19 protein-coding genes are annotated in these 23,612 nt (G+C 71.0%); 10 read left to right on the top strand and 9 right to left on the bottom strand.

The features are described from left to right. Window positions 1–47: 47 nt before the first annotated feature. Window positions 48–602 (bottom strand): CGNR zinc finger domain-containing protein, encoded by a 555-nt coding sequence (locus ACFWZ2_RS36210; RefSeq protein WP_384553127.1) that lies wholly within the window; start codon window positions 600–602, stop codon window positions 48–50. Between the two features lie 152 nt (window positions 603–754). On the opposite strand from ACFWZ2_RS36210, the gene ACFWZ2_RS36205 reads away from it, so the two are divergent. From ACFWZ2_RS36205 to ACFWZ2_RS36180, 6 genes are all read left to right on the top strand, one after another. Then, complete coding sequence (locus ACFWZ2_RS36205; protein ID WP_384553125.1) at window positions 755–1,210, top strand: VOC family protein; 456 nt, start codon at window positions 755–757, stop codon at window positions 1,208–1,210. Between the two features lie 69 nt (window positions 1,211–1,279). Continuing rightward, on the top strand, window positions 1,280–2,179 hold the full coding sequence (locus tag ACFWZ2_RS36200) for a pyridoxamine 5'-phosphate oxidase family protein (RefSeq protein ID WP_384553123.1): 900 nt from the start codon (window positions 1,280–1,282) through the stop codon (window positions 2,177–2,179). 10 nt (window positions 2,180–2,189) lie between these two features. Continuing rightward, window positions 2,190–2,654 (top strand): NUDIX hydrolase, encoded by a 465-nt coding sequence (locus ACFWZ2_RS36195; protein WP_384553121.1) that lies wholly within the window; start codon window positions 2,190–2,192, stop codon window positions 2,652–2,654. Between the two features lie 257 nt (window positions 2,655–2,911). Beyond that, entirely contained in the window at window positions 2,912–4,741 is a 1,830-nt protein-coding gene (locus tag ACFWZ2_RS36190; protein WP_384553119.1) for a TIGR03767 family metallophosphoesterase, read from the top strand. Window positions 4,742–4,863: 122 nt separating this feature from the next. Next, the gene (locus tag ACFWZ2_RS36185; protein WP_384553118.1) at window positions 4,864–6,009 is read left to right on the top strand and encodes a serine hydrolase domain-containing protein; all 1,146 of its coding nucleotides are present in this window, start codon (window positions 4,864–4,866) and stop codon (window positions 6,007–6,009) included. Between the two features lie 91 nt (window positions 6,010–6,100). Then, the gene (locus tag ACFWZ2_RS36180) at window positions 6,101–7,249 is read left to right on the top strand and encodes a serine hydrolase domain-containing protein (RefSeq protein ID WP_384553149.1); all 1,149 of its coding nucleotides are present in this window, start codon (window positions 6,101–6,103) and stop codon (window positions 7,247–7,249) included. A gap of 113 nt (window positions 7,250–7,362) precedes the next feature. On the opposite strand, the gene ACFWZ2_RS36175 is transcribed toward ACFWZ2_RS36180, so the two are convergent. Beyond that, entirely contained in the window at window positions 7,363–8,406 is a 1,044-nt protein-coding gene (locus ACFWZ2_RS36175; RefSeq protein ID WP_384553116.1) for a hypothetical protein, read from the bottom strand. Between the two features lie 882 nt (window positions 8,407–9,288). Further along, window positions 9,289–11,862 (bottom strand): aminopeptidase N, encoded by a 2,574-nt coding sequence (gene pepN, locus ACFWZ2_RS36170; protein ID WP_384553114.1) that lies wholly within the window; start codon window positions 11,860–11,862, stop codon window positions 9,289–9,291. A gap of 144 nt (window positions 11,863–12,006) precedes the next feature. On the opposite strand from pepN, the gene ACFWZ2_RS36165 reads away from it, so the two are divergent. Beyond that, entirely contained in the window at window positions 12,007–12,654 is a 648-nt protein-coding gene (locus ACFWZ2_RS36165) for a DsbA family protein (RefSeq protein WP_384553112.1), read from the top strand. A gap of 203 nt (window positions 12,655–12,857) precedes the next feature. On the opposite strand, the gene ACFWZ2_RS36160 is transcribed toward ACFWZ2_RS36165, so the two are convergent. The 3 genes from ACFWZ2_RS36160 to ACFWZ2_RS36150 all read right to left on the bottom strand — a co-directional run bounded on the left by ACFWZ2_RS36160 (window position 12,858) and on the right by ACFWZ2_RS36150 (window position 16,678). Next, window positions 12,858–13,508, bottom strand: a complete 651-nt coding sequence (locus tag ACFWZ2_RS36160; RefSeq protein WP_384553110.1) for a superoxide dismutase — start codon at window positions 13,506–13,508, stop codon at window positions 12,858–12,860. 206 nt (window positions 13,509–13,714) lie between these two features. Beyond that, a complete protein-coding gene (locus ACFWZ2_RS36155) occupies window positions 13,715–15,130 on the bottom strand; it encodes an amino acid permease (RefSeq protein ID WP_384553109.1) in 1,416 nt (471 codons plus the stop codon). A gap of 135 nt (window positions 15,131–15,265) precedes the next feature. After that, the gene (locus tag ACFWZ2_RS36150) at window positions 15,266–16,678 is read right to left on the bottom strand and encodes an amino acid permease (RefSeq protein WP_384553107.1); all 1,413 of its coding nucleotides are present in this window, start codon (window positions 16,676–16,678) and stop codon (window positions 15,266–15,268) included. Window positions 16,679–16,953: 275 nt separating this feature from the next. Between ACFWZ2_RS36150 and ACFWZ2_RS36145 the strand changes: the two genes are divergently transcribed. After that, entirely contained in the window at window positions 16,954–17,532 is a 579-nt protein-coding gene (locus tag ACFWZ2_RS36145) for a biotin transporter BioY (protein WP_384553105.1), read from the top strand. Between the two features lie 18 nt (window positions 17,533–17,550). Here ACFWZ2_RS36145 and ACFWZ2_RS36140 read toward each other — a convergent pair whose 3' ends face one another. Then, window positions 17,551–18,888, bottom strand: a complete 1,338-nt coding sequence (locus ACFWZ2_RS36140) for an FAD-binding oxidoreductase (RefSeq protein ID WP_384553103.1) — start codon at window positions 18,886–18,888, stop codon at window positions 17,551–17,553. Window positions 18,889–19,055: 167 nt separating this feature from the next. Next, the gene (locus ACFWZ2_RS36135; RefSeq protein ID WP_384553102.1) at window positions 19,056–20,543 is read right to left on the bottom strand and encodes an amino acid permease; all 1,488 of its coding nucleotides are present in this window, start codon (window positions 20,541–20,543) and stop codon (window positions 19,056–19,058) included. Between the two features lie 183 nt (window positions 20,544–20,726). On the opposite strand from ACFWZ2_RS36135, the gene ACFWZ2_RS36130 reads away from it, so the two are divergent. Next, the gene (locus ACFWZ2_RS36130) at window positions 20,727–21,212 is read left to right on the top strand and encodes a ribose-5-phosphate isomerase (protein ID WP_384553100.1); all 486 of its coding nucleotides are present in this window, start codon (window positions 20,727–20,729) and stop codon (window positions 21,210–21,212) included. A gap of 95 nt (window positions 21,213–21,307) precedes the next feature. Further along, a complete protein-coding gene (locus ACFWZ2_RS36125) occupies window positions 21,308–22,126 on the top strand; it encodes an Fpg/Nei family DNA glycosylase (RefSeq protein WP_384553098.1) in 819 nt (272 codons plus the stop codon). Between the two features lie 110 nt (window positions 22,127–22,236). Here ACFWZ2_RS36125 and ACFWZ2_RS36120 read toward each other — a convergent pair whose 3' ends face one another. Then, the gene (locus ACFWZ2_RS36120; RefSeq protein WP_384553096.1) at window positions 22,237–23,466 is read right to left on the bottom strand and encodes a GNAT family N-acetyltransferase; all 1,230 of its coding nucleotides are present in this window, start codon (window positions 23,464–23,466) and stop codon (window positions 22,237–22,239) included. Window positions 23,467–23,612 lie beyond the last annotated feature (146 nt).

Genomic DNA, 23,612 nt, shown 5'->3' with positions numbered 1-23,612 from the left:
AAGGCGGTGTATAGGGGGACTTGGGCCGGGAACTGTTCCCGGCCCTGTCACGTCTCGCGCGAGCGCGCGTAGTGCCGCGACGCCTTCGCGCGGTTGCCGCAGGCGGCCATCGAGCACCAGCGGCGCGTGCCGTTGCGCGAGGTGTCGAAGAAGTGCAGCACGCACGCCTCGTGGGCGCAGCCGCGGATCCGGTCGGGCGCGGTGGCCAGCAGATGCAGATAGTCGCGCGCCGCGAGCCAGCCGGGACCCCACGCCGGATCCTCGAACTCGGGCTCCTCGCCGGGCCCTTCGCCGGTCAGCCGCGCGCGGATCCGGCCGTGCGCGAGGACCTCGTCGACGCGTGCGGTGCCCGCCGGGTCGCCGGGCGCGTCCACGGCGGCGGCGAGCGCGTCGCGGGCGCGCAGGACGTTCTCCAGGGTCGGCCCGTCGGCGGCGAAGCGCGCGCCGAGCCCGTTCGCCGCGAGCCAGACCGCGAGCCCCTCGGTGTCCGTGAGCAGGTCCTGGCGTGCGCCGTCGTGCATCCAGACGGTGTTGAGCAGATCGAGGGAGAGCGGCTCGCCGACGAGCGGGCGGGGATCGTGCGGGGCCTGGGCGGCGGGCATGGGGGCTCCCTTCGGTGCGATGCCGACTAACCGGTCAAGGGTACGTGACCGGTTGACGCGCGCGACACCTAACCCCTAACCTCCATTTCAACGGTTAGTGAGTCCGCGGGCCAATCCTCCGCAGACCAATTCCGCAGACCAAGGGGAGAGTCATGACCACGTCCACCGCTCCGCGCACCGGCCACATCGGCCTCAACGTCACCGACCTGGAACGCTCGCTCGCCTTCTACCGCGACGTCATCGGCTACGGCGTCATCGGCGAGGGCAAGGAAGAGGGCCGCCGCTTCGCCTTCCTCGGAGAGGGCGGCCGCCCCGTGCTCACGCTCTGGCAGCAGGCCGACACCGCGTACTCCGCGGGCAACGCGGGCCTGCACCACCTCGCGATCGAGGTCGACACGGTCGAACGGGTCAAGGAGTACGAGAGCGCACTGCGGGCGTACGGCGTGGAGTTCGCGTACGAGGGCGTCGTACCGCACGGCGAGGGCGCGGCGTCCGGCGGCATCTTCTTCCACGACCCGGACGGCATGCGCCTGGAGATCTACGCCCCGTCCGGCGCGGAGTCGTCGACGCCCCCGGTCGAGTCGGCCCCGACCTGCGGCTTCTTCTAGGGGCGCCCCGCAAGGGGCGCGGGGAACTGCGCGACAAGCCACAACGAACCCGCAGACAGGAGCTCACCGATGACGTCGCAAGCCGCAGTGCAGACCCCGTACCGCCAGGGCTCCCGCGCCATACAGGACAAACTCGGCGTACGTGAACTCGCCGACCACGTAGGCCGCTCCATGGCTCAAGGCCTACGGCCAGTCAGCGCCGCCTTCCTGGAGATCCAGCCCATGCTGGTGCTGGCCGGCGCCGATGAGGCGGGCGCCGTCTGGGCCTCCCCGCTCACCGGCGCCCCCGGCTTCGTACGGGCCACGGGCCCCCGCCAGATCTCGGTCGCGGGCGGGGTGCCCGCGGCCGACCCCCTCGCCACGGCCCTGGCCCGCGAGGGGACCCCCGTCGGCTCCATCGCCCTGGACCCCCGCACCCGGCGCCGTATGCGCCTGAACGGCACGTCGAGGCCCACGCCCCGCGGCCTGGCCATCGAGGCCGACCAGGTCTTCTCCAACTGCCCCAAGTACATCCAGAAAAGGGAGCTGCACGAGGGGCGGCGCCCGGAGACCCCCGGAGAGCCCCGGCGCGGCACGCGGCTCACGGACGGGCAGCGCGCGTTCATCGGCGCGGCCGACACGTTCTTCCTCGCCACGGCCCACGCGCACGGCGCCGACGCGAGCCACCGGGGCGGCGACCCCGGCTTCGTCCGCGTCACCTCGCCGTACGCACTGGAGTGGGACGACTTCCCGGGCAACTCCATGTTCCTGTCCCTGGGCAACCTCGCCGAGAACCCCCGGGCGGGCCTCCTCTTCCTGGACTGGACGACGGGCACGACCCTCCAGCTCACCGGCACGGCCGGGACGGCCTACGCCCCCGACGGCTCCCGCACGGTCCACTTCACCCTCACCGAGGCGACCGAGACCCCGCACGCGAGCCCCTGGCGGTGGTCCGCAGGTTCCTCCCCGAAACCCCAGCGGAGCGCCTAGCGTCACCCGTGTGCACAAAGAGCTACGGGTGGCGGCCTACGCCGTATGCGTACGCGACCGGCAGGTCCTCCTGGCCCGCTGGGTCGCAGCCGATGGCAGCAAACGCTGGACGCTGCCCGGTGGCGGCATGGACCACGGCGAGGACCCCTACGACACCGTGATCCGCGAGGCCGACGAGGAGACCGGATATGTGATCGAGCCGGTCACGCTCCTCGGCATCGACTCGCTGCGCCGCCGCTACCCCCGCAGGCTCGGCGCCGTCGCCGACTTCCACGGGCTGCGCATCGTGTACGAGGGCCGGATCACCGGCGGCGAACTGCGCCACGAGACCGAGGGATCCACGGACCTCGCCGCCTGGCACCCCCTGGAGTCCGTGCCGGACCTCGACCGCGTCGGGCTCGTCGACATCGGCCTGGAGCTGTGGCGCGCCCGCCCGGCCGACGGGCACGGCCGCGCCGCGGGGACGTCGCACTGAGTGGCCGTACCGCCTTCCCTTCCCCGAAAGGTGAACGTGGAGTGACCGGCTCCTCTCCGCCCGGAGAGGGCCTCATGACCGCACAGGGTGCCGGATGATCCACGTACGGTGATCGGCGCTGCACGTTGCGGTCTCGTTCACGCGCAGGTCACCCCCGCTGCCAACGATCCAGTACGAGCGGGGAGTTCGCAGGCCGCACGCAGGCCCGGGCCCCCCGCGACCACTGCCGACGCGTTCGCACTCGGGGAGACCGCGCCATGCCGCGCACACGCTCTGTCGCCACCGTAACCGCCACGGTCATAGCCGGCGCCGCCACCGCGACGGCCGACGCCGCCTCCGCCGTGGCCGACGCCGCGGCCCGGCTCGACCGCCGCGCGTTCCTGGCCGCCACCGGGGCGGTCACCCTCTCCGCGGGCATCGGCTACGCGCTCGGCCCCGGCGCGGGCTCGGGCAACGCCGCCCCCGCGGGGCACGCCACCGTGCCCCGCTCCCGGCAGGCGCCCGCCGCGCCCCTCATGCCCTACAAGGGCGGCACCACCCTGCTCACCGCGGCCGCGGCGCGCGGCACCTCCGGCTACCGGCGGCTCGGCGACGGGCCCGCCTGGGGCCGCGTGGTCCGCGGCGACCTGGCGGCCGCGAAGTCCGGGCGCGCGGGGCGGCGGACCGCGCTCGCCGCGTTCGTCCAGTTCACCGACCTGCATCTGGTCGACGTCCAACACCCTTTGCGGTACGAGTACTTGCGCGCGCAGACCGCGAGCGCCTGGCGGCCGCAGGAGACCCTCTCGGTGGCCGGCGCCGTCTCCCTCGTCGAGCGGGTCAACGCGCTGCGCGGCGCACCCGCCACCGGTGCGCCCCTGCACTGCGTCGTCACCACCGGCGACAACACCGACAACAACTCCCGTACCGAACTCGACTGGTTCCTCAAGGTGATGAACGGCGGCCGCATCACCCCCAACACCGGCGACCCGCGCCACTACGAAGGCGTCCAGGACAGCGGCCTCCCGCTCTACTGGCACCCGGACGACGCCCTGCGCGACGCCGACAAACGCCTCGGCTTCCCGCGCCTGCACGGCTTCCTCGACGCCGCGATACGCGAGGTCAACAGCCCCGGACTCGGCCTGCCCTGGTACTCCACGGTCGGCAACCACGACGCGCTGCCCGGCGGCTGCTGGGCGCCCAAGGACTCGTACTTCACCGAATTCGCCGTCGGCGGGCGCAAGTTGATGTCCCTGGACGAGCCGCGCGGCGCCGCCCTGTGGAAAGCCGTCAAGAAGGGCCGCGACCCCAAGGGCGACCACTTCAAGGAGCTGCTCAAGAGCGAGGCGCGGCGCATGCGGTCCATCACACCCGACGAGTCCCGGGCACCCTTCACCCCCGGCGAGTACGTCCAGGCGCACCTGGCCCCCGCCCACGCGGGCCCCGGCCCCTTCGGCCACGGCTACACCCAGGAGAACCTCGCCTCCGCCACCCAGTACTACTCCTTCCGCATCAGCGACGACGTGCTCGGCATCAGCCTGGACACCACCGACCCCGGCGGCCACTACGAAGGCTCCCTCGGCACCGCCCAACTGCGCTGGCTGGAAAGGGAACTGGCGGCCAACGAACGGCGCGGCGGCGGACCCTCGTACGTCGTCGTCTTCAGCCACCACACCAGCAGGACCATGCGGAATCTCCGGCACGACCCCGCGAGGCCCGGCGAGGCCCGGCACGGCGGCGACGAGATCGTCTCGCTGCTCGGCCGCCACCGCTCCGTACTCGCCTGGGTCAACGGCCACAGCCACAAGAACCAGATCACCCCGCACCACACCCCGCGCGGTTCCTTCTGGGAGGTCTCCACGGCCTCGCACATCGACTTCCCGCAGCTCGCCAGGGTGGTGGAGATCAGCGACAACCACGACGGCACGGTCTCCCTGTTCACCACGCTCATCGAATCCGCCGCCCCGCACCGCACGGATTTCGCCGACCTCTCGCAGACCGGACTCGCCGCGCTCTACCGGGAACTCTCCTTCAACGCGCCTGGTGCGAAGCCCGCGCTGGGCGGCGAAGCGGGCGACCGGAACACGGAACTGATCCTTCGCAAGGGCTGAGACGCCCCACCACGCCCCGGCGATCGGCCGAAATCCGCTCAACCCTCGCATCGCTGGCAACCTTCGCACCGGGGCGTCAAGTCCCCTCTGTCGACCGCGAACGATGACGGAGGGGACACGACATGACGGTGCGCAGCAGGCTGGTGAGTGCGGCCACGGTGCTGACCGTGACGACGCTGGCGGCGGGGGCCCTCGCGGCTCCGGCCCTCGCGGACTCGCCGGGCGACCGGCACGAGGCCACCCGGCAGGCACTCGACGGCCTGATCAAGGAGGGGGTGCCCGGCGTCACCGCCCAGGCGAGGGACGGGCACGGGCCCTGGGACGCCGCCGCGGGCGTCGGCGACATGCGGCGCGGCACCCCGCGCGGCGAGCACGACCGCTTCCGCGTCGGCAGCATCACCAAGACGTTCGTGGCGACGGTGCTGCTGCAACTGCAGGGCGAGGGCCGCATCGACCTCGACGACCCGGTCGGGAAGTGGCTGCCGGGCGTCGTCGAGGGACACGGTCACGACGGGGACCGCATCACGGTCCGGCAGCTCCTCAACCACACCAGCGGGATCTTCGACTACGCCGGGGACGAGGAGTTCGGGCAGAAGGTGTTCACCAAGGGCTTCTTCAAGCACCGCTACGACACCTGGACGCCCGAGCACCTGGTGAAGCTCGCCATGCGCCACAAGCCGACCTTCGAGCCCGGCACGGACTGGAGCTACTCCAACACCAACTACATCCTCGCCGGGATGATCATCCAGAAGGTCACGGGCAACACGTACGCCGACGAGATCGACCGGCGCGTCATCGAACCGCTCCACCTGAAGTCCACCCTCGTCCCCGGCACCCGCGCCACCGTGCCCGGGCCCAGCTCGCGCGGCTACGGAAAGCTGCCCGGCGACCCCGAGGCCAAGGTCTACGACCTGACCGAACTCAACCCGTCCATGGGCGGCTCGGCGGGCGAGATCATCTCCGACTCGGCGGACCTGAACCGCTTCTACTCGGCACTCCTCGGCGGCCGCCTGCTGCCCAAGGAGCAGCTCGCCGAGATGAAGACGGTGGTCCCCACGGGCGGCAGGGGCGGCGGGTACGGGCTCGGCATCTCCGTGATGAAACTGCCCTGCAAGGGGAAGATCTGGGGTCACGACGGGGGCATCCACGGCTCGTCGTCCCTGGCGGTGACGACCCCGGACGGCCGCCACTCGCTGGCGCTCAACATGAACGGCGACTGGGTGGGCGATCTCGACCCGGTGGTGAAGGCGGAGTTCTGCGGCAAGTAGCGGCAGGTGGCAGTCAGCAGCGGGGAACAGCGGGAACAGCGGGAACAGCGGGAACAGCGGGGATCCGAGAGGAAGTACGAAGTACATGGACATGCGCAGATGCCTGACGGGTACGGCCGCGGTGCTGACCGTGACGGCACTGGCGGCGGGAGCCCTCGCCGCCCCGGCCCTCGCGGCCCCGCCGGGGGACCGGCACGAAGCCACCCAGCGGGCGTTCGACGGGGCCGTCAAGCAGGGAGTGCCCGGCGTCACCGGTGAGGCGAGGGACAAGTACGGGACGTGGCGCGGCGCTTCGGGCCTCGGCGACCTGGAGCGGGGGACGCCGCGCGGTGAGCGGGACCACTTCCGCGTCGCCAGCGTCACCAAGACGTTCGTGGCGACGGTGCTGCTGCAGTTGCAGGCCGAGGACCGGATCGACCTCGACGACCCGGTCGGGAAGTGGCTGCCGGGCGTCGTCGAGGGACACGGTCACGACGGGGACCGCATCACGGTCCGGCAGCTCCTCAACCACACCAGCGGGATCTTCGACGTGGTGGCGGACGAGGAGTACCAACGGAAGGTGTACTCACCGGAGTTCCTCAAACACCGCTACGACACGTGGACGCCGCGGCAACTGGTCAGGATGGCCATGCGCAACAAGCCCTACTTCGCACCGGGCGAGGGCTGGCGGTACTCCAACACCAACTACATCCTCGCCGGAATGATCATCAAGAAGGTCACGGGCAACGGATACGGCGACGAGATCAAGCGGCGCGTCATCGAACCGCTCCACCTGAAGTCCACCCGGGTCCCCACGACCGACCCCACGCTGCCGCGCCCGCACAGCAGGGCGTACTCGAAGCTGGGCGGGGAACCGAAGGACACGACGTACGACGTCACGGAGTTCAACCCCACCGTGGCGGGCTCATCGGGCGGGATGATCTCCGACGCCGCCGACCTGAACCACTTCTACACGGCCCTGCTCCGCGGCAAGCTCCTGCCGCCCGAGCAGCTCGCCGAGATGAAGACCGGCGTCCCCACGGACGAGAGCCACCCGCCGGGGTCGCGCTACGGACTCGGCCTGGAGAGCCTCAAGTTGCCCTGCGGCGGGGTGATCTGGGGCCACGGCGGCGACTTCCACGGCACCACGACCTTCGCGGCGGCCACCCCGGACGGCAGCCATGCGCTGGCGTACAACTTCAACGCGGACTGGGCGGGGGAACACGGCCCGATCATGACGGCGGAATTCTGCGGCACATGACGCGCGAGGGACGCGCATGCCGCCGGACCTGATGGCATGCGAAGGGGCGGAACCCTATCCTCCGGGGTTCCGCCCCTTCACTCCCCTCCTGCGCATGCGGTCCTGCGCCCGCGCTATCTGGGCAGCACCACCACATACGCCGCGGGATCCCGGTCGGTCGACGCCATCAGCGCCGTCCGCACGATCGCGGCCTGCTGCTCCATCGCGTCCCTCAGCTTCTTCGGGGTGATGTGGACGACGGTGATGCCGAGCCGCTCCAGGTGCTCGCGCTTGCGGACGTACTCGGACCACAGGGCGTCCTCGTCCTGGCGCGGCGCCCGCGTGTCCAGCTCCACGGCGACGGCCTGGTCGGGCCAGTAGGCGTCCACGCCGCCGAGGTGCGGGCCGCCGGGCAGCCGCAGGTCGACGTTCCACAGCGGGTCGGGGAGGCCGTACTCGGCGACCATCCGGTACAGCCGGTCCTCGGCGATGGCGCGTCCTTCCGCGAGCAGGGAATCCACGGCGTCCACGACGTGGGGCCGGGTGAGGAGCCGCGCGTGGTTCAACTCCCGCACGATCGCGGCCGGTTCGCAGTGCCCGCCGCGCACCGCCTCGGTGAGCAGCCGCCGCACGGCACCCGCCTCGGCGAGCTGCGCCACCGCGTCGGCGAGCGCGCGCGGCACGGGGGCCACCGGAACTCCCGTGATCTGCTGGGGAGTCGGCATCGCGTGGCTGCGCACGAGCCGGGTGAACCCGATGGAGCGCAGCCGCCGGGTGCGGGGCACCAGGACGTCGATGCGGTCCAGGGAGAGCAGCGGGGGAGCGGACGAGAAACGGTGCAGGGCGAGCGCCGCGAGACCCGTGATCATCGCGTCGGCGTACGCGGCGTGCGGCTCGCCCGCGCCGGGCTGGGCGGGCACGGCCCTGGTCGTACGGGCCGGCGGGCGTCCCGCGTACAACAGGGCGCCGTGCAGCCGCTCTTCGCTGGTGGGCGGGCCCGGGTGCAGCAGGCAGACCCCCGGGAGGAGCTGCTGCCACGGGCCGCCGGGGCGGCAGTGGGTGCCGGCGTCGGCGGAGGAGATGCCGTGCTCGCTGAGCTGGGCGGTGCTCATGACGCGGAGCTGGTTGTCGGCGAGGTGCTGGAGGGGGAGGGGCGAGAGCGGGGTGTTGTGGTTCATGAACCGGTCGTTCCCGCGGCCGGTCGTCCCCCTAACCGCTGTTACACGCCCGTCGACAAACCCGGACAAGCTCGCCCTAAAGCACGGGCGTTCGACTGCCGATGACACGCAGCCCACGGCGGCGCCTCGACACCGCCCACTCCCACCCGCACCACAGGACCAGCCCCACCCACGGATCCCCCGGCACCGAACGGCACGCCAGCCCCACCGCTCCGCGGCGGACACTCCACCCACCCACCCGATTGCCCCGCATCGAGCGGCGCGCCTGCCCGCACCGTCCGACCTGCCCCACCGCTCCGCGGCGGACGTCTCCCGCCCACCCGCCCGATTGCCCCGCACCGAGCAGCGGCCTGCCCCACCGCTCCGCGGCGGACACCCCACCCGCCCACCCGATTACCCGGCACCGAGCGGCGCGCCTGCCGGCACCGTCCGACCTGCCCCACCGCTCCGCGGCGGACGTCTCCCACCTGCCCGCCCGATTGCTCCCCACCGAGCAGTGGCTGGCTCCAGTCGTGCGTCGCCGGGTAAACGGGTGGGCGGGTGGGGGATATCCGCCGCGAAGCGGCGGGTCAGTCCCGCGACGGTCGGAGGGCGTGATGCCTCCGGGGCCGAAGGGGCGGGCCGGTCCGGCGACGGCCGGCGGGCGCGATGCCTTCGGGGCCGGAGCGCGGGTCAGTTGGGTGATGGCCGGGGGAGCCGCGTATCTGCCGGGCTGAAGAGGCGGGGCAGTTCCGCAACGGGCGAGGGGAAGCGCGACGCCCCCCGGGCCGAAGCGGTGGCCCAGGGGAACCCGCGAGCGCCGGGGCCGAAGCCGCGGTCCCGTGCAGGGCGGCGGCCCGGGGGCACAGCGCGCCCCCGGGGCACCGTCAAACCCCGTTCAAGCTAAGCCGCAGCGCCATCGCAGGACTGTGCCCGCAGGGCGCGGGACAGGTCGTCGCGGGCCTCGAGGACGAGGCGGCGGAGGGCGGGGGCGGCGGATTCGTGGGTGGTGAGCCAGGCGTCGGCGGCGGAGAGGGTCGCCGCGTCGCCGACCAGGTGGGGGAAGAGGCCCTTGACCACGTCCATGCCGATCTGGATGGACCGCTCGGCCCAGACCCGCTCGATGGCGTCGAAGTACTTGGCGACGTACGGCGCGGCCAGCTCCCGCTGGGAGGGCTGGGCGAATCCGGCGATCGTCGCCTCGACCAGCGCGTTGGAGAGTGCGTCCGACTCCACGACGGAGGCCCACGCCTGGGCCTTGACCGCGGCGGACGGCCGCGAGGCCAGGCACCGGACCTGGTGCCGCTTGCCGGACGCCGTGTCGTCACGGGCCAGTTCGGTGGCGAGGGTCTTCTCGTCGGCGGCGCCGTGCGCGGCCAGCGGGCCGAGGAACGCCCAGCGCAGCTCCTGGTCGACGTCGAGCCCGTCGATCTTGGCCGTGCCGTCCAACAGGCCCTGCAGCAGCTGGAGATCAGCCTCCGACGACGCCACGGCGGCGAAGAACCGCGCCCACGTCAGCTGGTGCTGGCTGCCCGGCTCGGCGATGCGCAGCTCCCGCAGCGCGCCCTCGGCGAGCGCCCGCCCGCCCTCGTCGCGCCACTGCGGCGCGGCGTAGTGCGTGAGGGCGGAGTTGGCCCACGCGTGCAGCATCTGCAGCACGCCGATGTCGCTCTCGCGCCCGGCGAAGCGGAGCACCAGATCGATGAAGTCCCGCGCGGGCATCAGCGCGTCGCGCGTGAGGCTCCACAGGGCGGACCAGCACAGCGCGCGGGCGAGCGGGTCGGAGATGTCGCCGAGGTGGTCCCGGAGCGTGGCGAGGGAGTTCTCGTCGAAGCGGATCTTGCAGTAGGTCAGGTCGTCGTCGTTGACCAGGACCAGCTCGGGGGCTTCCTCACCGGCCAGTTCGGCCACCACGGAGCGGGGTCCCTCGACGTCGGTCTCGGCGCGCGCGTACCGCTCGAGGGCCCCGCCAGCCGTCCGGCGGTACAGGCCCACCGCGACGCGGTGCGGCCGTAGTTCGGGGTGCGACTCGGCGGCCTCCTGGAGCACGGAGAGCTCGGTGATGCGGCCCTCCGCGTTCAGGATGACCTGCGGGGTCAGGGAGTTGACGCCCGCGGTCTGCAGCCAGGACCGCGACCAGGAGGCCATGTCGCGCCCGGAGGTCTCCTCCAGGACGGAGAGCAGGTCGCCGAGGACGGTGTTGCCGTACGCGTGGCGCTTGAAGTAGCGCCGGGCGCCTTCGAGGAACGCGTCGCGCCCGACGTAGGCGACGAGCTGTTTCAGGACGCTCGCGCCCTTCGCGTACGTGATCCCGTCGAAGTTGAGCTTGGCGTCCTCCAGGTCGCGGATGTCGGCCGTGACCGGGTGGGTGGAGGGCAGCTGGTCGGCGCGGTAGGCCCATGCCTTGCGGTTGTTGGCGAAGGTGATCCAGCCGTTGGTGAAGCGGGTCGCCTCGACCATGGAGAAGGAGCCCATGAAGTCGGCGAAGGACTCCTTGAGCCACAGGTCGTCCCACCAGCGCATGGTGACGAGGTCGCCGAACCACATGTGGGCCATCTCGTGGAGGATCACGTTGGCCCGGCGTTCGTACGACGCAGCGGTCACCTTGCCGCGGAAGATGAACTCCTCGCGGAAGGTCACCAGGCCCGGGTTCTCCATCGCGCCGAGGTTGTACTCAGGCACGAACGCCTGGTCGTACTTCCCGAAGGGGTACGGGTAGTCGAAGTTGTCGTGGAAGAAGTCCAGGCCCTGCTTGGTGACCAGGAAGACGTCGTCGGCGTCGAAGTGCGGGGCGAGGCCCTTGCGGCACATCGCGCCGAGCGGGATCTCCAGGCGGGTGCCGTCATCGAGGACGCGCTCGTAGGAGTCCGTGACGTAGTGGTAGGGCCCGGCCACGATCGCCGTGATGTACGTCGAGATGGGCTTGGTCTCGGCGAACTTCCAGACGCCGTCGGTGAGTTCGCCGACGCCGTTGGACCAGGCGGTCCATCCCTCGGGGGCCTGCACCTCGAAGCGGTAGGGCGCCTTCAGGTCGGGCTGCTCGAAGTTGGCGAAGACGCGGCGCGCGTCAGCGGGCTCGTACTGCGTGTAGAGATAGACCTCGCCGTCCTCCGGGTCGACGAAGCGGTGCATGCCTTCACCGGTGCGGCTGTAGGCGCACTGGGCGTCCACCACCAGTTCGTTCTCCTCGGCGAGGTCCTCCAGCGCGATCCGGGTGCCGTCGAAGACTTCGGAGGGGTCCAGGTCCTTGCCGTTGAGCGAGACCGCGGTGACGCTCGGCGCGACCAGGTCCGCGAAGGTCGCGGCGCCCGGCTCGGCGGAGCGGAAGCGGATCGTCGTCACCGACCGGAACGTGCGCGGCTCCTGACCGCTCTCGCCCACCGCCGAGCGCAGGTCCAGAAAGACCTCGTAGCCGTCGACGGACAGCAGCGCGGCCCTCTCGTGGGCCTCGTCGCGGGACAGATTCTCACCGGGCACGGGCGGCACTCCCTTGTGACTCGCATGACTCGTACGAATGTCTACGATCCTCGCATGTGCCGTCCGCGGCCGACATCCGGGAATGCCCTGGTGCGCCCCCGACGTTTTCCTGGCCAGATGCGAACGGATTCCCTAGGGAGAGACATGTCCGAGAACGGCAGCAAGACCCCCGTCGACTTCTGGTTCGACCCGCTGTGCCCCTGGGCGTGGATGACCTCGCGCTGGATGCTCGAGGTGGAGAAGGTCCGCGATGTCGAGGTCCGCTGGCATGTGATGAGCCTTGGCGTGCTGAACGAGAACAAGCTCGACGAGCTGCCCGAGGAGTACCGCGAGAACATGCGCCCCGGCGGCAAGTCCTGGGGTCCGGTCCGCGTCGCGATCGCCGCGCAGCAGCTGCACGGGGACGAGGTCCTCGGCGAGCTGTACACCGCGCTCGGCACCCGCATCCACAACCGCGGTCAGGGCGTGAACGACGAGAGCATCGCCGGCGCCCTCGCGGACGTGGGCCTGCCGGCCGACCTCATCCAGTACGCGGGCAAGGACACCTACGACACCGAGCTGCGCGCCTCCCACAAGGAGGGCATCGACAAGGTCGGCCAGGACGTCGGCACGCCCGTCATCGCGGTGCCCGGCGCCGACGGCGAGCAGATCGCCTTCTTCGGCCCGGTCGTCACCCCCGCCCCCAAGGGCGAGGCCGCGGCGAAGCTGTGGGACGGCACGCTGCTGGTGGCGGCCACGCCGGGCTTCTACGAGATCAAGCGGACGCGGACCGAGGGTCCCAACTTCGAGTGACCCCGCGGTTCCGCTGAACCCCCACACCGGTGGGGGGCGCCGCATCGGCCACTGCCCGTGTCGGCGCATACCGAAAGGCCCCCGTGAGTCACGTCCTCACGGGGGCCTTTCCTTTATCCGCCTGCCTCGGTGAAGGTTGAGAAGACGATCACGAGGCGGGGCGTCGATCGGCTGTCACCGGGGGAGCGGACGACAGCCGTGGCTCACGGGGCCAGCAGGAGGCTGTTGACGCGCTGCTTGGCGGCCTCGTACCGCTTCGCGACGTCCTGCCAGTTGACGACCTGCCACATGGCCTCGATGAAGTCGACCTTCTGGTTCTTGTACTGCAGGTAGAAGGCGTGCTCCCAGGCGTCGAAGACCAGGATCGGCGTCGAGCCCTGGCCGATGTTGCCCTGGTGGTCGTAGACCTGCTCGACGATGAGGCGGTTGCTGAGCGGCTCGTAGGCGAGCACGCCCCAGCCGGAACCCTGCGTGGTCGCCGAGGCCTTGGTCAGCTGGGCCTTGAACTTGGCGAAGGAGCCGAAGGACTCGGTGATCGCGTCCGCCAGCTCGCCGACGCCGTCGGCGGCCAGCGGCTCGCCGCCGCCACCGTCCTTGGGGCTGTTCATGTTGTGCCAGTAGATGCTGTGCAGGATGTGGCCGGAGAGGTGGAAGGCCAGGTTCTTCTCCAGGCCGTTGATGGCGCCCCACGTCTCCTTGTCGCGCGCCTCCTCCAGCTGCTCAAGAGTGTCGTTCGCGCCCTTCACGTACGCCGCGTGGTGCTTGTCGTGGTGCAGCTCGATGATCTGCGGGTTGATGACGGGTTCGAGCGCCGCGTAGTCGTACGGAAGTTCAGGAAGCGTGTAAATGGCCATGGTCCGAGCCCTCCGGCTGCTGCTCTGCTGTGGTGCGCTGCGTTGCTCCGCTTATTGCAACTTGTTCGCAAGTGCAGGCTAGCAGCAGCAAGTCTACGAAGTTGATCAGCCCTTTGTCCTAGGTCCGCGCGGGAATATCCACGAACACGAAGGAGCCCCGGACCAATTGGTCCGGGGCTCCCGCGCGTTCTGGTGAGAGGCGGAGGCTAGGAGACCGCCTGCTTCTCGGCCATCTTCTGCCGCACGATGCCGACCACGGCGAGCGCCAGCGTCAGCGCGCCGGTGGCGAGGAGTTGCTTGCGGGTGTCCGGCTGTTCCGTCATCAAGTAGAAGACGTACGCCATCGCGGCCAGCGCCACCCAGGTCAGGAAGGGGTACGCCCACATCTTCACGACGAGCTTCTCCGGCTCCTCCCGCTCCATCCTGCGGCGCAGGATCAGCTGCGAGGCGGCGATGAAGATCCAGACGACCAGGATCATCGCGCCGATCATGTTGAGCAGCCAGGGGAAGACGTCGTCGGGGCGCCAGTAGCTGAGCAGCACGCAGACGAAGCCGAAGACCGAGGAGGCGAGCACCGCGAGGCGCGGCACGCCGCCGGAGACCTTGCCGAGCGCCTTGGGGCCGAGGCCCCGGTCGATCAGCGAGTACGACATGCGCGACGCCCCGTAGATGTTGGCGTTCATCGCGGAGAGCAGGGCGATCAGGACGATGACGTTCATGATCTCGCCGGCGCCGGGGATGCCGAGGTGGTCGAGCGTGGCGACGTAGGGGCCCTTGGCGACGACTTCCTCGTTGTCCCAGGGGAGCAGCGTGACGACGACGAGCATCGAGCCGACGTAGAAGAGGGCGATGCGCCACATCGCGGTGCGCACGGCCTTGGCGACGGACTGGACCGGGTTCTCGGACTCGGCGGCGGCGATCGTGACGGTCTCCAGACCGCCGTACGCGAAGACGGAGGCGAGGAGGCCGATGATCAGGCCGTCCGTGCCGTTCGGCATGAAGCCGCCCTCGCCGGTGAGGTTGTCCAGGCCGGGGGCGGAGGTGTCCGAGCCGGGCAGGATGCCGAGGATCGCGAGGACGCCGATGCCGAGGAAGAGCGTGATGGCGCCGACCTTGAGGGCGGCGAACCAGAACTCGAATTCGCCGAAGTTCTTCACGGCGGTCAGGTTCGCGCCGCAGAACACCAGCATGAAGAGGGCGACCCAGGCCCACTCGGGGCTGTCCGGGAACCAGCCCACCATGATCTTCGCGGCGCCGATGCCTTCGAGGCCGACGGCGACGCAGAGCAGGAACCAGAAGCCCCAGCCCGCGGTGAAGCCCGCCCAGGGGCCGATGGCCCGCTCGGCGTGCACGGAGAAGGATCCTGAGGCCGGGTTCGCGGCCGACATCTCGCCCAGCATGCGCATCACGAGCATGACGAGCGCGCCGGATATCGCGTAGGCGAGGACGATCGAGGGTCCGGCGGCGGCGATGCCCGCCCCGGAGCCCACGAAGAGGCCCGCTCCGATCACGCCACCGAGGGCGATCATGGAGAGATGCCGCTGCTTGAGGCCGTGCACGAGCGGGGAGTCGGCCTTGGGTGTGTCGGGTGCTGCGTCCTGCGGGGTGGACGTCCGAGACATGGGCGTGCCCTGTTCAGTAGCTGAGACGGGGGAGCGAGCGGCCCACAGTCTGAAGTCCGCCACCGCTGACAGGGAACAGCTGACCGCTATACGGACACGACGCTCACACGTTGTGAAGAAATGGGCACGTCAAGTTCACATGCTCTTCACGCGTGCCTGGCGCCACTCCCGCACGCCCGCGACCACCAGGACGAGCCCCGTGGCCCCCGCCGACCACAGCAGCTGCGGCCGCGCCCCGTCGTCCGTCACCATCAGCCCGAGCACGGCGGCCATCGCGGCCAGCGCCGCCCACGTCAGATACGGGAACGCCCACATCCGCAGCACCAGACGTTCCGGCGCCTCCCGCTCGATGCGCCGGCGAAGGCGCAGCTGCGAGATGGCGATCAGTGCCCAGACGAACAGGAGCACCGCGCCGACCGAGTTGAGCATGTAGAGGAAGACGGAGTCGGGCCACTTCAGATTGAGCACGACCGACACGAAGCCGAAGGCCACGGACGCGAGCACCGCGCGGCGCGGCACACCGCCGCCCGACACCTTGAGCAGGGACTTGGGGGCCTCGCCGCGCTCGGCGAGCGAGAAGACCATCCGCGACGAGCCGTAGAGGTTGGCGTTCAGCGCCGAGAGCAGCGCCACGAACACCACGATGTTCATGATCGTCCCGGCGGACGGCACCCCGACCGAGTCGAGCACGGTGACGTACGGACTGATGCCGGCCCGCTGCGCCGTCCACGGCAGCACCGTCACGATGACCAGCATCGAGCCGACGTAGAAGAAGAGGATGCGGTAGACGGCGCTGCGCACCGCGCGGGCGACCGAGCGCACCGGGTCGTCGGACTCGGCGGCCGCGATCGTGACGACCTCCAGGCCGCCGAAGGCGAAGACGACGGCGAGCACGCCCGAGGTCACGCCCTCCCAGCCGTGCGGCAGGAAGCCGCCGTGGCCGGTGAGGTTGGTGAGGCCGACGGGGTCCGTGTCCGGCAGCACCCCGAAGATCGCGAGCAGTCCGAGTACGAGGAACGCGACGATCGCGAAGACCTTCAGGGCCGCGAACCAGAACTCGAACTCGCCGAAGTTCTTCACCGAGGCGAGGTTGGCGGCGGTGAAGACCACCATGAAGATCAGCACCCAGGCCCACTGGGGCACCGCGGGCGCCCACCCGTTGGCGATCTGGGCGGCGCCGGTCGCCTCCACGGCCAGCACGACCACCAGCAGGAACCAGTAGAGCCAGCCGACGCTGAACCCGGCCCAGCGGCCCAGCGCGCGCTCCGCGTGCACGGAGAAGGACCCCGACGCGGGCATCGCGGCCGACATCTCGCCGAGCATCCGCATCACGCACATCGCGAGCGCGCCCGCGATCAGATACGACACGACGATGCCGGGACCCGCGACGGCGATCCCGGCGCCCGAGCCGACGAAGAGCCCGGCTCCGATGACACCGCCGAGCCCGAGCATGGTGAGGTGCCGCTGCTTGAGGCCGCCGGCGAGCGGTTCGTTCTCTTCCCCGAGGGGCGTGGCCGTGGCGGCCGCGACGGTTCCGGGCTCGTGCATGGTGCTCAGTGCTGCTCTCGGGATCAGCAAAGCTCCGGCGGAGCTTTGGCAGGAACCTACAGTCTCCCCGGGCGGCCGCCCCTGGTGCAAAACGAGGCACCCACCCGCCCACCTCCGTGACGAGCGTCACGCCGCCCCAGGTGTAATCGATGCCCTTTGTGTGGAGCCCACCAAGCCGCCGCGCCCGGGTTGTCGCCCGGAGACCGTGTCGCGCCGCACCCGCCTGGGATAGCGTCGACAGGTCCCAACCTGCCCTAGTCCCCCGCGGAGTCCCGATGAGCATCGCCGCCGCCACCACCCGCCCCGGCCAGGTCCTCGCCGACCTGCTCCCGTCGTCCCGCGTGAAGGACGCCGTCCTCGTGCTGGGCGGCGCCGCGCTCACCGGGATCGCCGCCCAGATCGCGGTGCCCGTGCCGGGCTCCCCGGTGCCGGTGACCGGGCAGACCTTCGCCGCGCTGCTCGTGGGCACCTCGCTCGGCGCCCGCAGGGGCTTCCTGTCGCTCGCGCTGTACGCCCTGGTGGGCATGGCGGGCATGCCGTGGTTCGCGGAGGGCGGCTCCGGCGCGGCCGCGCCGTCCCTCGGCTATGTCCTCGGCATGCTGCTCGCGGCGACGGTGGCCGGCGCCCTCGCCCGCCGCGGCGGCGACCGCTCCGTGCTGCGTACGGCGGGCACGATGGTGCTCGGCTCCGCGATCATCTACGCGGTCGGCGTCCCCTACCTGGCCGCGGCCACCGGCATGTCGCTGACCCAGGCCGTCGCCGCCGGGCTCACGCCCTTCCTGATCGGCGACGCCCTGAAGGCCGCGCTCGCGATGGGCGCGCTGCCCGCGGCGTGGAAGTTCCTCGACCGCTGAGTCGTCGGGCGTCCGTGCTCAACTGACGTCGTAGTTCCGCCTGAAGAGGTTCGCCGGGTCGTACGTGGCCTTCAACTCGGCGAGCCTCTTGCGCGTTTCCGGGTCGTAGAGCCCCTCGGTGCGGTCGCCGCCGCCGAACGCGAAGTTCAGCGAGCGCCCCACGGTCTGCGGCGCCACGCGCCCGAACGCCTGCGCGTGCACGGCCCGTGCGGCCGCGACGCCCGCGGGGTCGGTGCCGTCCAGCGGCGACAGGATCCGGATCAGCCAGCCCGCGTCGCGGTGGGGCACGGCGTTGTCCGCGGGCTTCGCGAGCGCGCCGCCCAGGTGGTTGATCTGCACGATGTGCATCGAGGCCGCCTCGGGCCCGGTCAGGGCGAGGAGTTCACCGGCCGCCGCGACGTCGAGCCCGCTCAGGAGCACGCTGTCCCCGTAGTACGCGTGCGGGAAGTCGGGGTCGCTGTGAATGGTGTGGCTCTCGGCGTACGGCATCTCCCGCAGTGTGTCCGACACCGCGGGCGCGAGGTTCCGCAGCGGCGCCACCAGGCGCTCGCCCTCGGCGGCCGGACCGGTGAACGCGACCCGGACCGAGACGAGATGACGGCCCCGCAGGTGCGGCGGGAGCTGCGGCATGTCCGGGTAGACGAGGACCGCGAAGGATGAGGTCAGCTCGTCGGGCAGGGTCCGCGTCCACGCCTCGTAGCCGCGCAGCAGCTCGGCAGGGTCCGTCGCGCTCCCGTCGAAGGCGATCGCCCCGCCGTACAGCCTGGCCACCGGCACCAGGCCGATCTCAAGATCCGTGACCACGCCGAGGTTGGCGCCGCCGCCGAGCAGGCCCCAGAACAGCTCGGGGTCGCCGTCCGCCGTGACATGGCGCAGCACGCCGTCCGCCGTGACGACGTCGAGGGAGCGGACGTGGTCGGCCGCGTACCCGAACTCCCGGCCCAGGATGCCGAGTCCACCGCCCAGCGTGTACGACACGGCGCCCACGCTCGGCGCCGAGCCGTTCAGCGGGGCGAGCCCGTGCGGCGCCGCGGCCTCGACGACCTGGCCCCACCTGGCGCCCGCGCCGACCGTGACGATGCGCGCCGCCGCGTCGATCCGCACGGAGTCCATCCGCCGGGTACTGACGAGGACCCCGCCCTCCGAGGCGCCCGGCAGGCCGTGCCCGGTGGCCTGTACGCCGATGGGCAGGGCGTGTTCGGCGGCGTACGACACGGCGGCGACGACGTCGTCGGTGTGCCCGGCGCCGAACACGATCGCGGGCCGCGTCGCGAAACCGGTCTGGAATCCGGCGAGTTCCTCGTCGTATCCGGCGTCGCCCGGCCGGAACACGAGTCGCTGTGCGGTGAAGTCCACGGGATGCCTCCGTTGAGCTGCGGTGCCTGACGCGGCGGAGCATTCCGCAATAACCTGACACCCGCCGTCAACTTTTCCGGGACCGGCCGCGGACACGGCGGAGCCCCCGCGGTGAGATCCGCGGGGGCTCCGTACAAGAAGGCTCCGTACAAGAAGGGCTGTGAGGGTCAGGCCCCGACCTGGCCCTTGGCCTCCTCGGCCTGGCCCTTGTTCTCGTCCCGGGGCCGGATCTTCTCCCTGACCAGGGAGAACACGACGACGAACGCGGCCGCGAGGAGCGACAGGAGCACCTGCTTGCGCCCGGCCTCGTCGGTGAGCATGTAGACGAGCACGAACGAGATCATCGCGATCGTGACCCACGTCAGATACGGGAAGAGCCACATCTTCACGACGAGCTTCTCCGGCTCCTCGCGGAGGATGATCCCGCGCATCCGCAGCTGCGTGAACGAGATGATCAGCCAGACGAAGAGGGCCACCGCGCCCGAGGAGTTGAGCAGGAAGTCGAAGACGGTGTCCTTCCACTGGTAGTTGAACCAGACGGCGACGAAACCGAAGACGACGGAGCCGAGGATCGCGGCCTGCGGCACGCCCCGCGCGTTGGTGCGCGCGAAGGCCTTGGGGGCGTCGCCGCGCTGGCCGAGCGAGAAGGCCATGCGGGATGCGGTGTAGAGCCCGGAGTTGAGGCAGGAGAGCACGGCCGTGAGGACGATGACGTTCATGACCTGACCGGCGTGCGGGATGCCGATCGAGTTCAGCGCGGCGACGTAACTGCCGTCCTCGGTGATCGACTTGTCGTTCCACGGCAGGAGCGTGATGACGACGAAGATCGAGCCCAGGTAGAAGACGCCGATGCGCCAGATCACGCTGTTGGTCGCCTTGGTGACGGCGCGCTGCGGGTCCTCGGACTCACCGGCGGCCAGCGTGACGATCTCGCTGCCCATGAAGGAGAAGACGACCATGAGCACACCGGTGAGGATGGCGCCCGCGCCCTTGGGCATGAAGCCGCCCGCGTCGGTGAGGTGCGCGAATCCGTGGCCGGGGTTGTCGGAGCCGGGCAGCACGCCGAAGACGGCGAGCAGGCCGATGACCACGAATCCGCCGATGGCGACGACCTTGATCCCGGCGAACCAGAACTCGAACTCGCCGTAGGAGCCCACCGATACGAGGTTCGTCGCGGTGAGCACGACCATCACGATCAGCGCCCAGCCCCACTGCGGTACGGCGGGTATCCAGCCGTTGAGGATCACGGCGCCCGCGGTGGCCTCCACCGCGAGCACGACGACCCAGAAGAACCAGTAGAGCCAGCCGATGGAGAAGCCGGCCCAGCGGCCGAGCGCCTGGTCCGCGTAGGTGGAGAAGGAGCCGGACGCGGGCCGTGCGGCGGCCATCTCGCCGAGCATCCGCATCACGAGGACGACCATCGTGCCCACGAGGGCGTACGAGATGAGGATCGCAGGCCCGGCGGCGGCGATGCCGGAGCTGGAGCCGACGAAGAGTCCGGCGCCGATCACGCCGCCGATGGCAATCATGGAGAGGTGGCGGTTCTTGAGACCCGCCTTCAGGCCGTCACCGGTGTCACCACTGTGGCCAGACTGCGGATCCCCAGGAGATGCGGGGGTGCTGTCTGCCTTCGCAAGGGAGGGTTGCGAGGTCATGGACGAATCCTTAAGTTCTCGGGTCTCGAGCCCCCGCATTCAAACTCAGGGGTGAACGGGACGGAAGTCCTGAATCCGGATCGTTGTATTCCGAGCGATGGCCTGGACCAAGGCAGTTGTCTGCAAGATCAACGTCCTGCCCGGTCGCGGCTACCCACGCCACGACATGCCACACTCGGACCCATGCGCGTGTACCTCGGCTCGGATCATGCCGGCTACGAACTCAAGAACCACCTGGTCGAATGGCTCAAGAGCCACGGCCACGAGCCCGTCGACTGCGGGCCCCACATCTATGACGCCCAGGACGACTACCCGCCGTTCTGCCTGCGCGCCGCGGAGCGGACCGCCGCGGACCCGGAGGCCCTCGGCATCGTCATCGGCGGCTCCGGCAACGGCGAGCAGATCGCCGCGAACAAGGTCAAGGGCGTCCGTGCGGCGCTCGCCTGGAGCGAGCAGACCGCTGCGCTCGGCCGCGAGCACAACAACGCCAACGTCATCTCGGTCGGCGGCCGCATGCACACCCAGGAAGAGGCGACGAAGTTCGTCGAGATCTTCCTGAACACGCCGTACTCGGGTGAGGAGCGTCACACTCGGCGGATCGACATGCTGTCGGCGTACGAGGAGACGGGCGAGCTGCCCCCCATCCCCGCGCACCACCCCCAGCCGTAGCCGAAGTGCCACGGGGCTCCGCCCCGGACCCCGCTCCTCAAACGCCGGAGGGGCTGAACTCTCAGCCCCTCCGCACTCACCCCCGGAGGGACCCCGTGCCGGAGGGGCACACGATTCACCGGCTCGCGGCCGACCACCGGGAACGGTTCCAGGGCGGCCCGGTCCGGGCGAGCAGCCCGCAGGGCAAGTTCAGTGACAGCGCCGCGCTCGTCGACGGCAGGCCGCTGGAAACCGCAGAGGCCCACGGCAAGCACCTGTTCCTGGGATTCGGCGCGGACGGTGCCGACTGGATCCACATCCACCTCGGCCTCTTCGGCAAGTACGCCCTCGGCGCGTGCCCCGCCCCGCCCCCCACGGACACCGTCCGCCTGCGTCTCGCGAACGACGCGTACTACTCGGACCTGCGCGGCCCGACGACCTGCGCCCTCATCACGTACGACGAGAAGCGGGCGATACACGACCGGCTCGGCCCCGACCCGCTGAGGGACGGGGACGACCCGGACAAGGCGTACCGCCGGATCTCCCGCAGCCGGACGACCGTCGCCGCGCTCCTGATGGACCAGAAGGTCATCGCGGGCGTCGGCAACGTCTACCGGGCCGAGGTCCTCTTCCGGCACGGCATCGACCCGTACACCCCGGGCAAGGACCTCACCGAGCGCCAGTGGGCCGCGATCTGGACGGACCTGGTGGAGCTGATGCGCGAGGGCGTCCGCCTCAACCGCATCGACACGGTCAGGCCCGAGCACACCCCCGAGGAGATGGGCCGCCCGCCGCGCGTCGACGACCACGGCGGCGAGGTGTACGTCTACCGCAGGGCGAACCTGCCCTGCCACATCTGTGGCGGCGAGATCCGCACCGCCGACCTCGCCGCCCGCAACCTCTTCTGGTGCCCGACCTGCCAGCGTCCCGGCTAAGCGCTCCGCGGGAAGTGCGGTCCACATCTGCGGGTGCGTCGTGGCTGGTCGCGCAGTTCCCCGCGCCCCTTCGGGGCGCACCCGGCCGCACCGGACTTCCACAAGGCCGCTTAGAACCCGTGCGGCAGCCAGGGTGCTGCCGGGGATCCGAAGGCCAGTGACGCCTCGGCCAGCGCGCCCTCACGCAGTTCCCGCACCCGGCCCGCGGCCGCGAGTGAGGCGAGGGACACGCCGCCGAGGTAGGCCGCGCCCAGTTCCCGTACGGACAGGGTGAGATCGGCCGGGTCCTGGGTGCGCTCGCACGACGCGCCCTTGGTGTCGCCGGTGAGCCGCCAACGCCCCTCGTTCCAGGGGCAGAAGGCGTCCTCGACCTCGAACACGACGTCCACGGGTGCCTGGTACGTGCGCGCCTCCAGCGCCGCGCCCAGCTCCACAAGACGTACGTGCAGCGAGTCCCGCACCGTGACGCCGCAGCGGCGCACGTCCGTGACGAGCTGCAGCAGCGGGTCGTCCACCGGGCGGTTGTGCGCGACGACCGACGACGTCAGGTCGATGTCGAAGAGGAACTGCCACAGCGCCGCGCACGCCGCCGGGTCCGCGGCCTCCAGGTCGCGCAGGTGGACCGTGCCCTTGGGGCCCTGCCAGTCCCATTCGGGCTTCACCGAGAACCGCACGTACCCGACGAGCTCTCCCGCGCGCTCGGCCACCACGCACTGCAGCGGCGACGCGCCGCTGCGCTCGGACTGCGGGTCGAGCAGGCCGTGCCGCTCCCAGCCCGGCTGCCGGGCGAGCAGCCCGGGGCGCCCGCTCACCAGGCGCGCGTACAGCTCCTCGCACGCCTCGTGGACATCGGCGGGCTGCGCGTACCGCAGGCGTACGTCGGCCGTGCCCGCCGGGGCGGCGAGCCGCACCCGGGTCGTGTCGATGGTGGCCTTCAGCATGTGCGTGGCCGCGCCGTACCCGAACCGGCCGTAGATGACCGGCTCCGACGCCGTGAGCACGGCGAGGCACTCGCCTCCGGCGCGCACGTCGTCCAGCTGCTTGCGCATCATCGAGGTCAGGATCCCGCGCCGCCGGTGCGTGGCCGCGACGCTGACCATGGTCACGCCCGCCGCGTCCACCAGGGCGCCGCCCGGCACGGAGAGCCGGAAGCTGAACGCCCCCGCCGTCCCCACGCACGCGCCCCCGTCCCACACGCCGAACGAGCGGTCGAACTCGGTCAGCTCGCGCCAGAGCCGCTGCTCCTCGGGCGACTCGGCGACGCCGCCGAACGCGACATCAAGCGCCCCGTACCAGGTGTCCCAGTCGGCCTCGTCGAGCATCCGTACGTCTGTCGTCATATGCCATGAGTACCAGGGCGATACGCACCGGTGCGACAGGATTTCCGCGGTCCGGCAGGCCCGTCCCCACCGGTGCTCGGCATGCCCCTGACGGGGGACAAGTGGGACCTCCCGTGCGAAGTGCCCGGCCCGCTGGATAGGGTCCA

Origin of the sequence: Streptomyces sp. NPDC059002 (assembly GCF_042740435.1) — a bacterium.
In the GTDB taxonomy this organism is placed as follows: domain Bacteria; phylum Actinomycetota; class Actinomycetes; order Streptomycetales; family Streptomycetaceae; genus Streptomyces.
This window is presented reverse-complemented; position numbering and strand designations above follow the sequence as displayed.

Coding starts and splice junctions, on each gene's coding strand:
- ACFWZ2_RS36160 (WP_384553110.1), bottom strand. CDS start 13,508: ATGGCCATTTACACGCTTCCTGAACTTCCGTACGACTACGCGGCGCTC.
- ACFWZ2_RS36145 (WP_384553105.1), top strand. CDS start 16,954: ATGAGCATCGCCGCCGCCACCACCCGCCCCGGCCAGGTCCTCGCCGAC.
- ACFWZ2_RS36210 (WP_384553127.1), bottom strand. CDS start 602: ATGCCCGCCGCCCAGGCCCCGCACGATCCCCGCCCGCTCGTCGGCGAG.
- ACFWZ2_RS36190 (WP_384553119.1), top strand. CDS start 2,912: ATGCCGCGCACACGCTCTGTCGCCACCGTAACCGCCACGGTCATAGCC.
- ACFWZ2_RS36205 (WP_384553125.1), top strand. CDS start 755: ATGACCACGTCCACCGCTCCGCGCACCGGCCACATCGGCCTCAACGTC.
- ACFWZ2_RS36155 (WP_384553109.1), bottom strand. CDS start 15,130: ATGTCTCGGACGTCCACCCCGCAGGACGCAGCACCCGACACACCCAAG.
- ACFWZ2_RS36120 (WP_384553096.1), bottom strand. CDS start 23,466: ATGACGACAGACGTACGGATGCTCGACGAGGCCGACTGGGACACCTGG.
- ACFWZ2_RS36150 (WP_384553107.1), bottom strand. CDS start 16,678: ATGCACGAGCCCGGAACCGTCGCGGCCGCCACGGCCACGCCCCTCGGG.
- ACFWZ2_RS36135 (WP_384553102.1), bottom strand. CDS start 20,543: ATGACCTCGCAACCCTCCCTTGCGAAGGCAGACAGCACCCCCGCATCT.
- ACFWZ2_RS36130 (WP_384553100.1), top strand. CDS start 20,727: ATGCGCGTGTACCTCGGCTCGGATCATGCCGGCTACGAACTCAAGAAC.
- ACFWZ2_RS36185 (WP_384553118.1), top strand. CDS start 4,864: ATGACGGTGCGCAGCAGGCTGGTGAGTGCGGCCACGGTGCTGACCGTG.
- ACFWZ2_RS36175 (WP_384553116.1), bottom strand. CDS start 8,406: ATGAACCACAACACCCCGCTCTCGCCCCTCCCCCTCCAGCACCTCGCC.
- ACFWZ2_RS36180 (WP_384553149.1), top strand. CDS start 6,101: ATGCGCAGATGCCTGACGGGTACGGCCGCGGTGCTGACCGTGACGGCA.
- ACFWZ2_RS36200 (WP_384553123.1), top strand. CDS start 1,280: ATGACGTCGCAAGCCGCAGTGCAGACCCCGTACCGCCAGGGCTCCCGC.
- ACFWZ2_RS36165 (WP_384553112.1), top strand. CDS start 12,007: ATGTCCGAGAACGGCAGCAAGACCCCCGTCGACTTCTGGTTCGACCCG.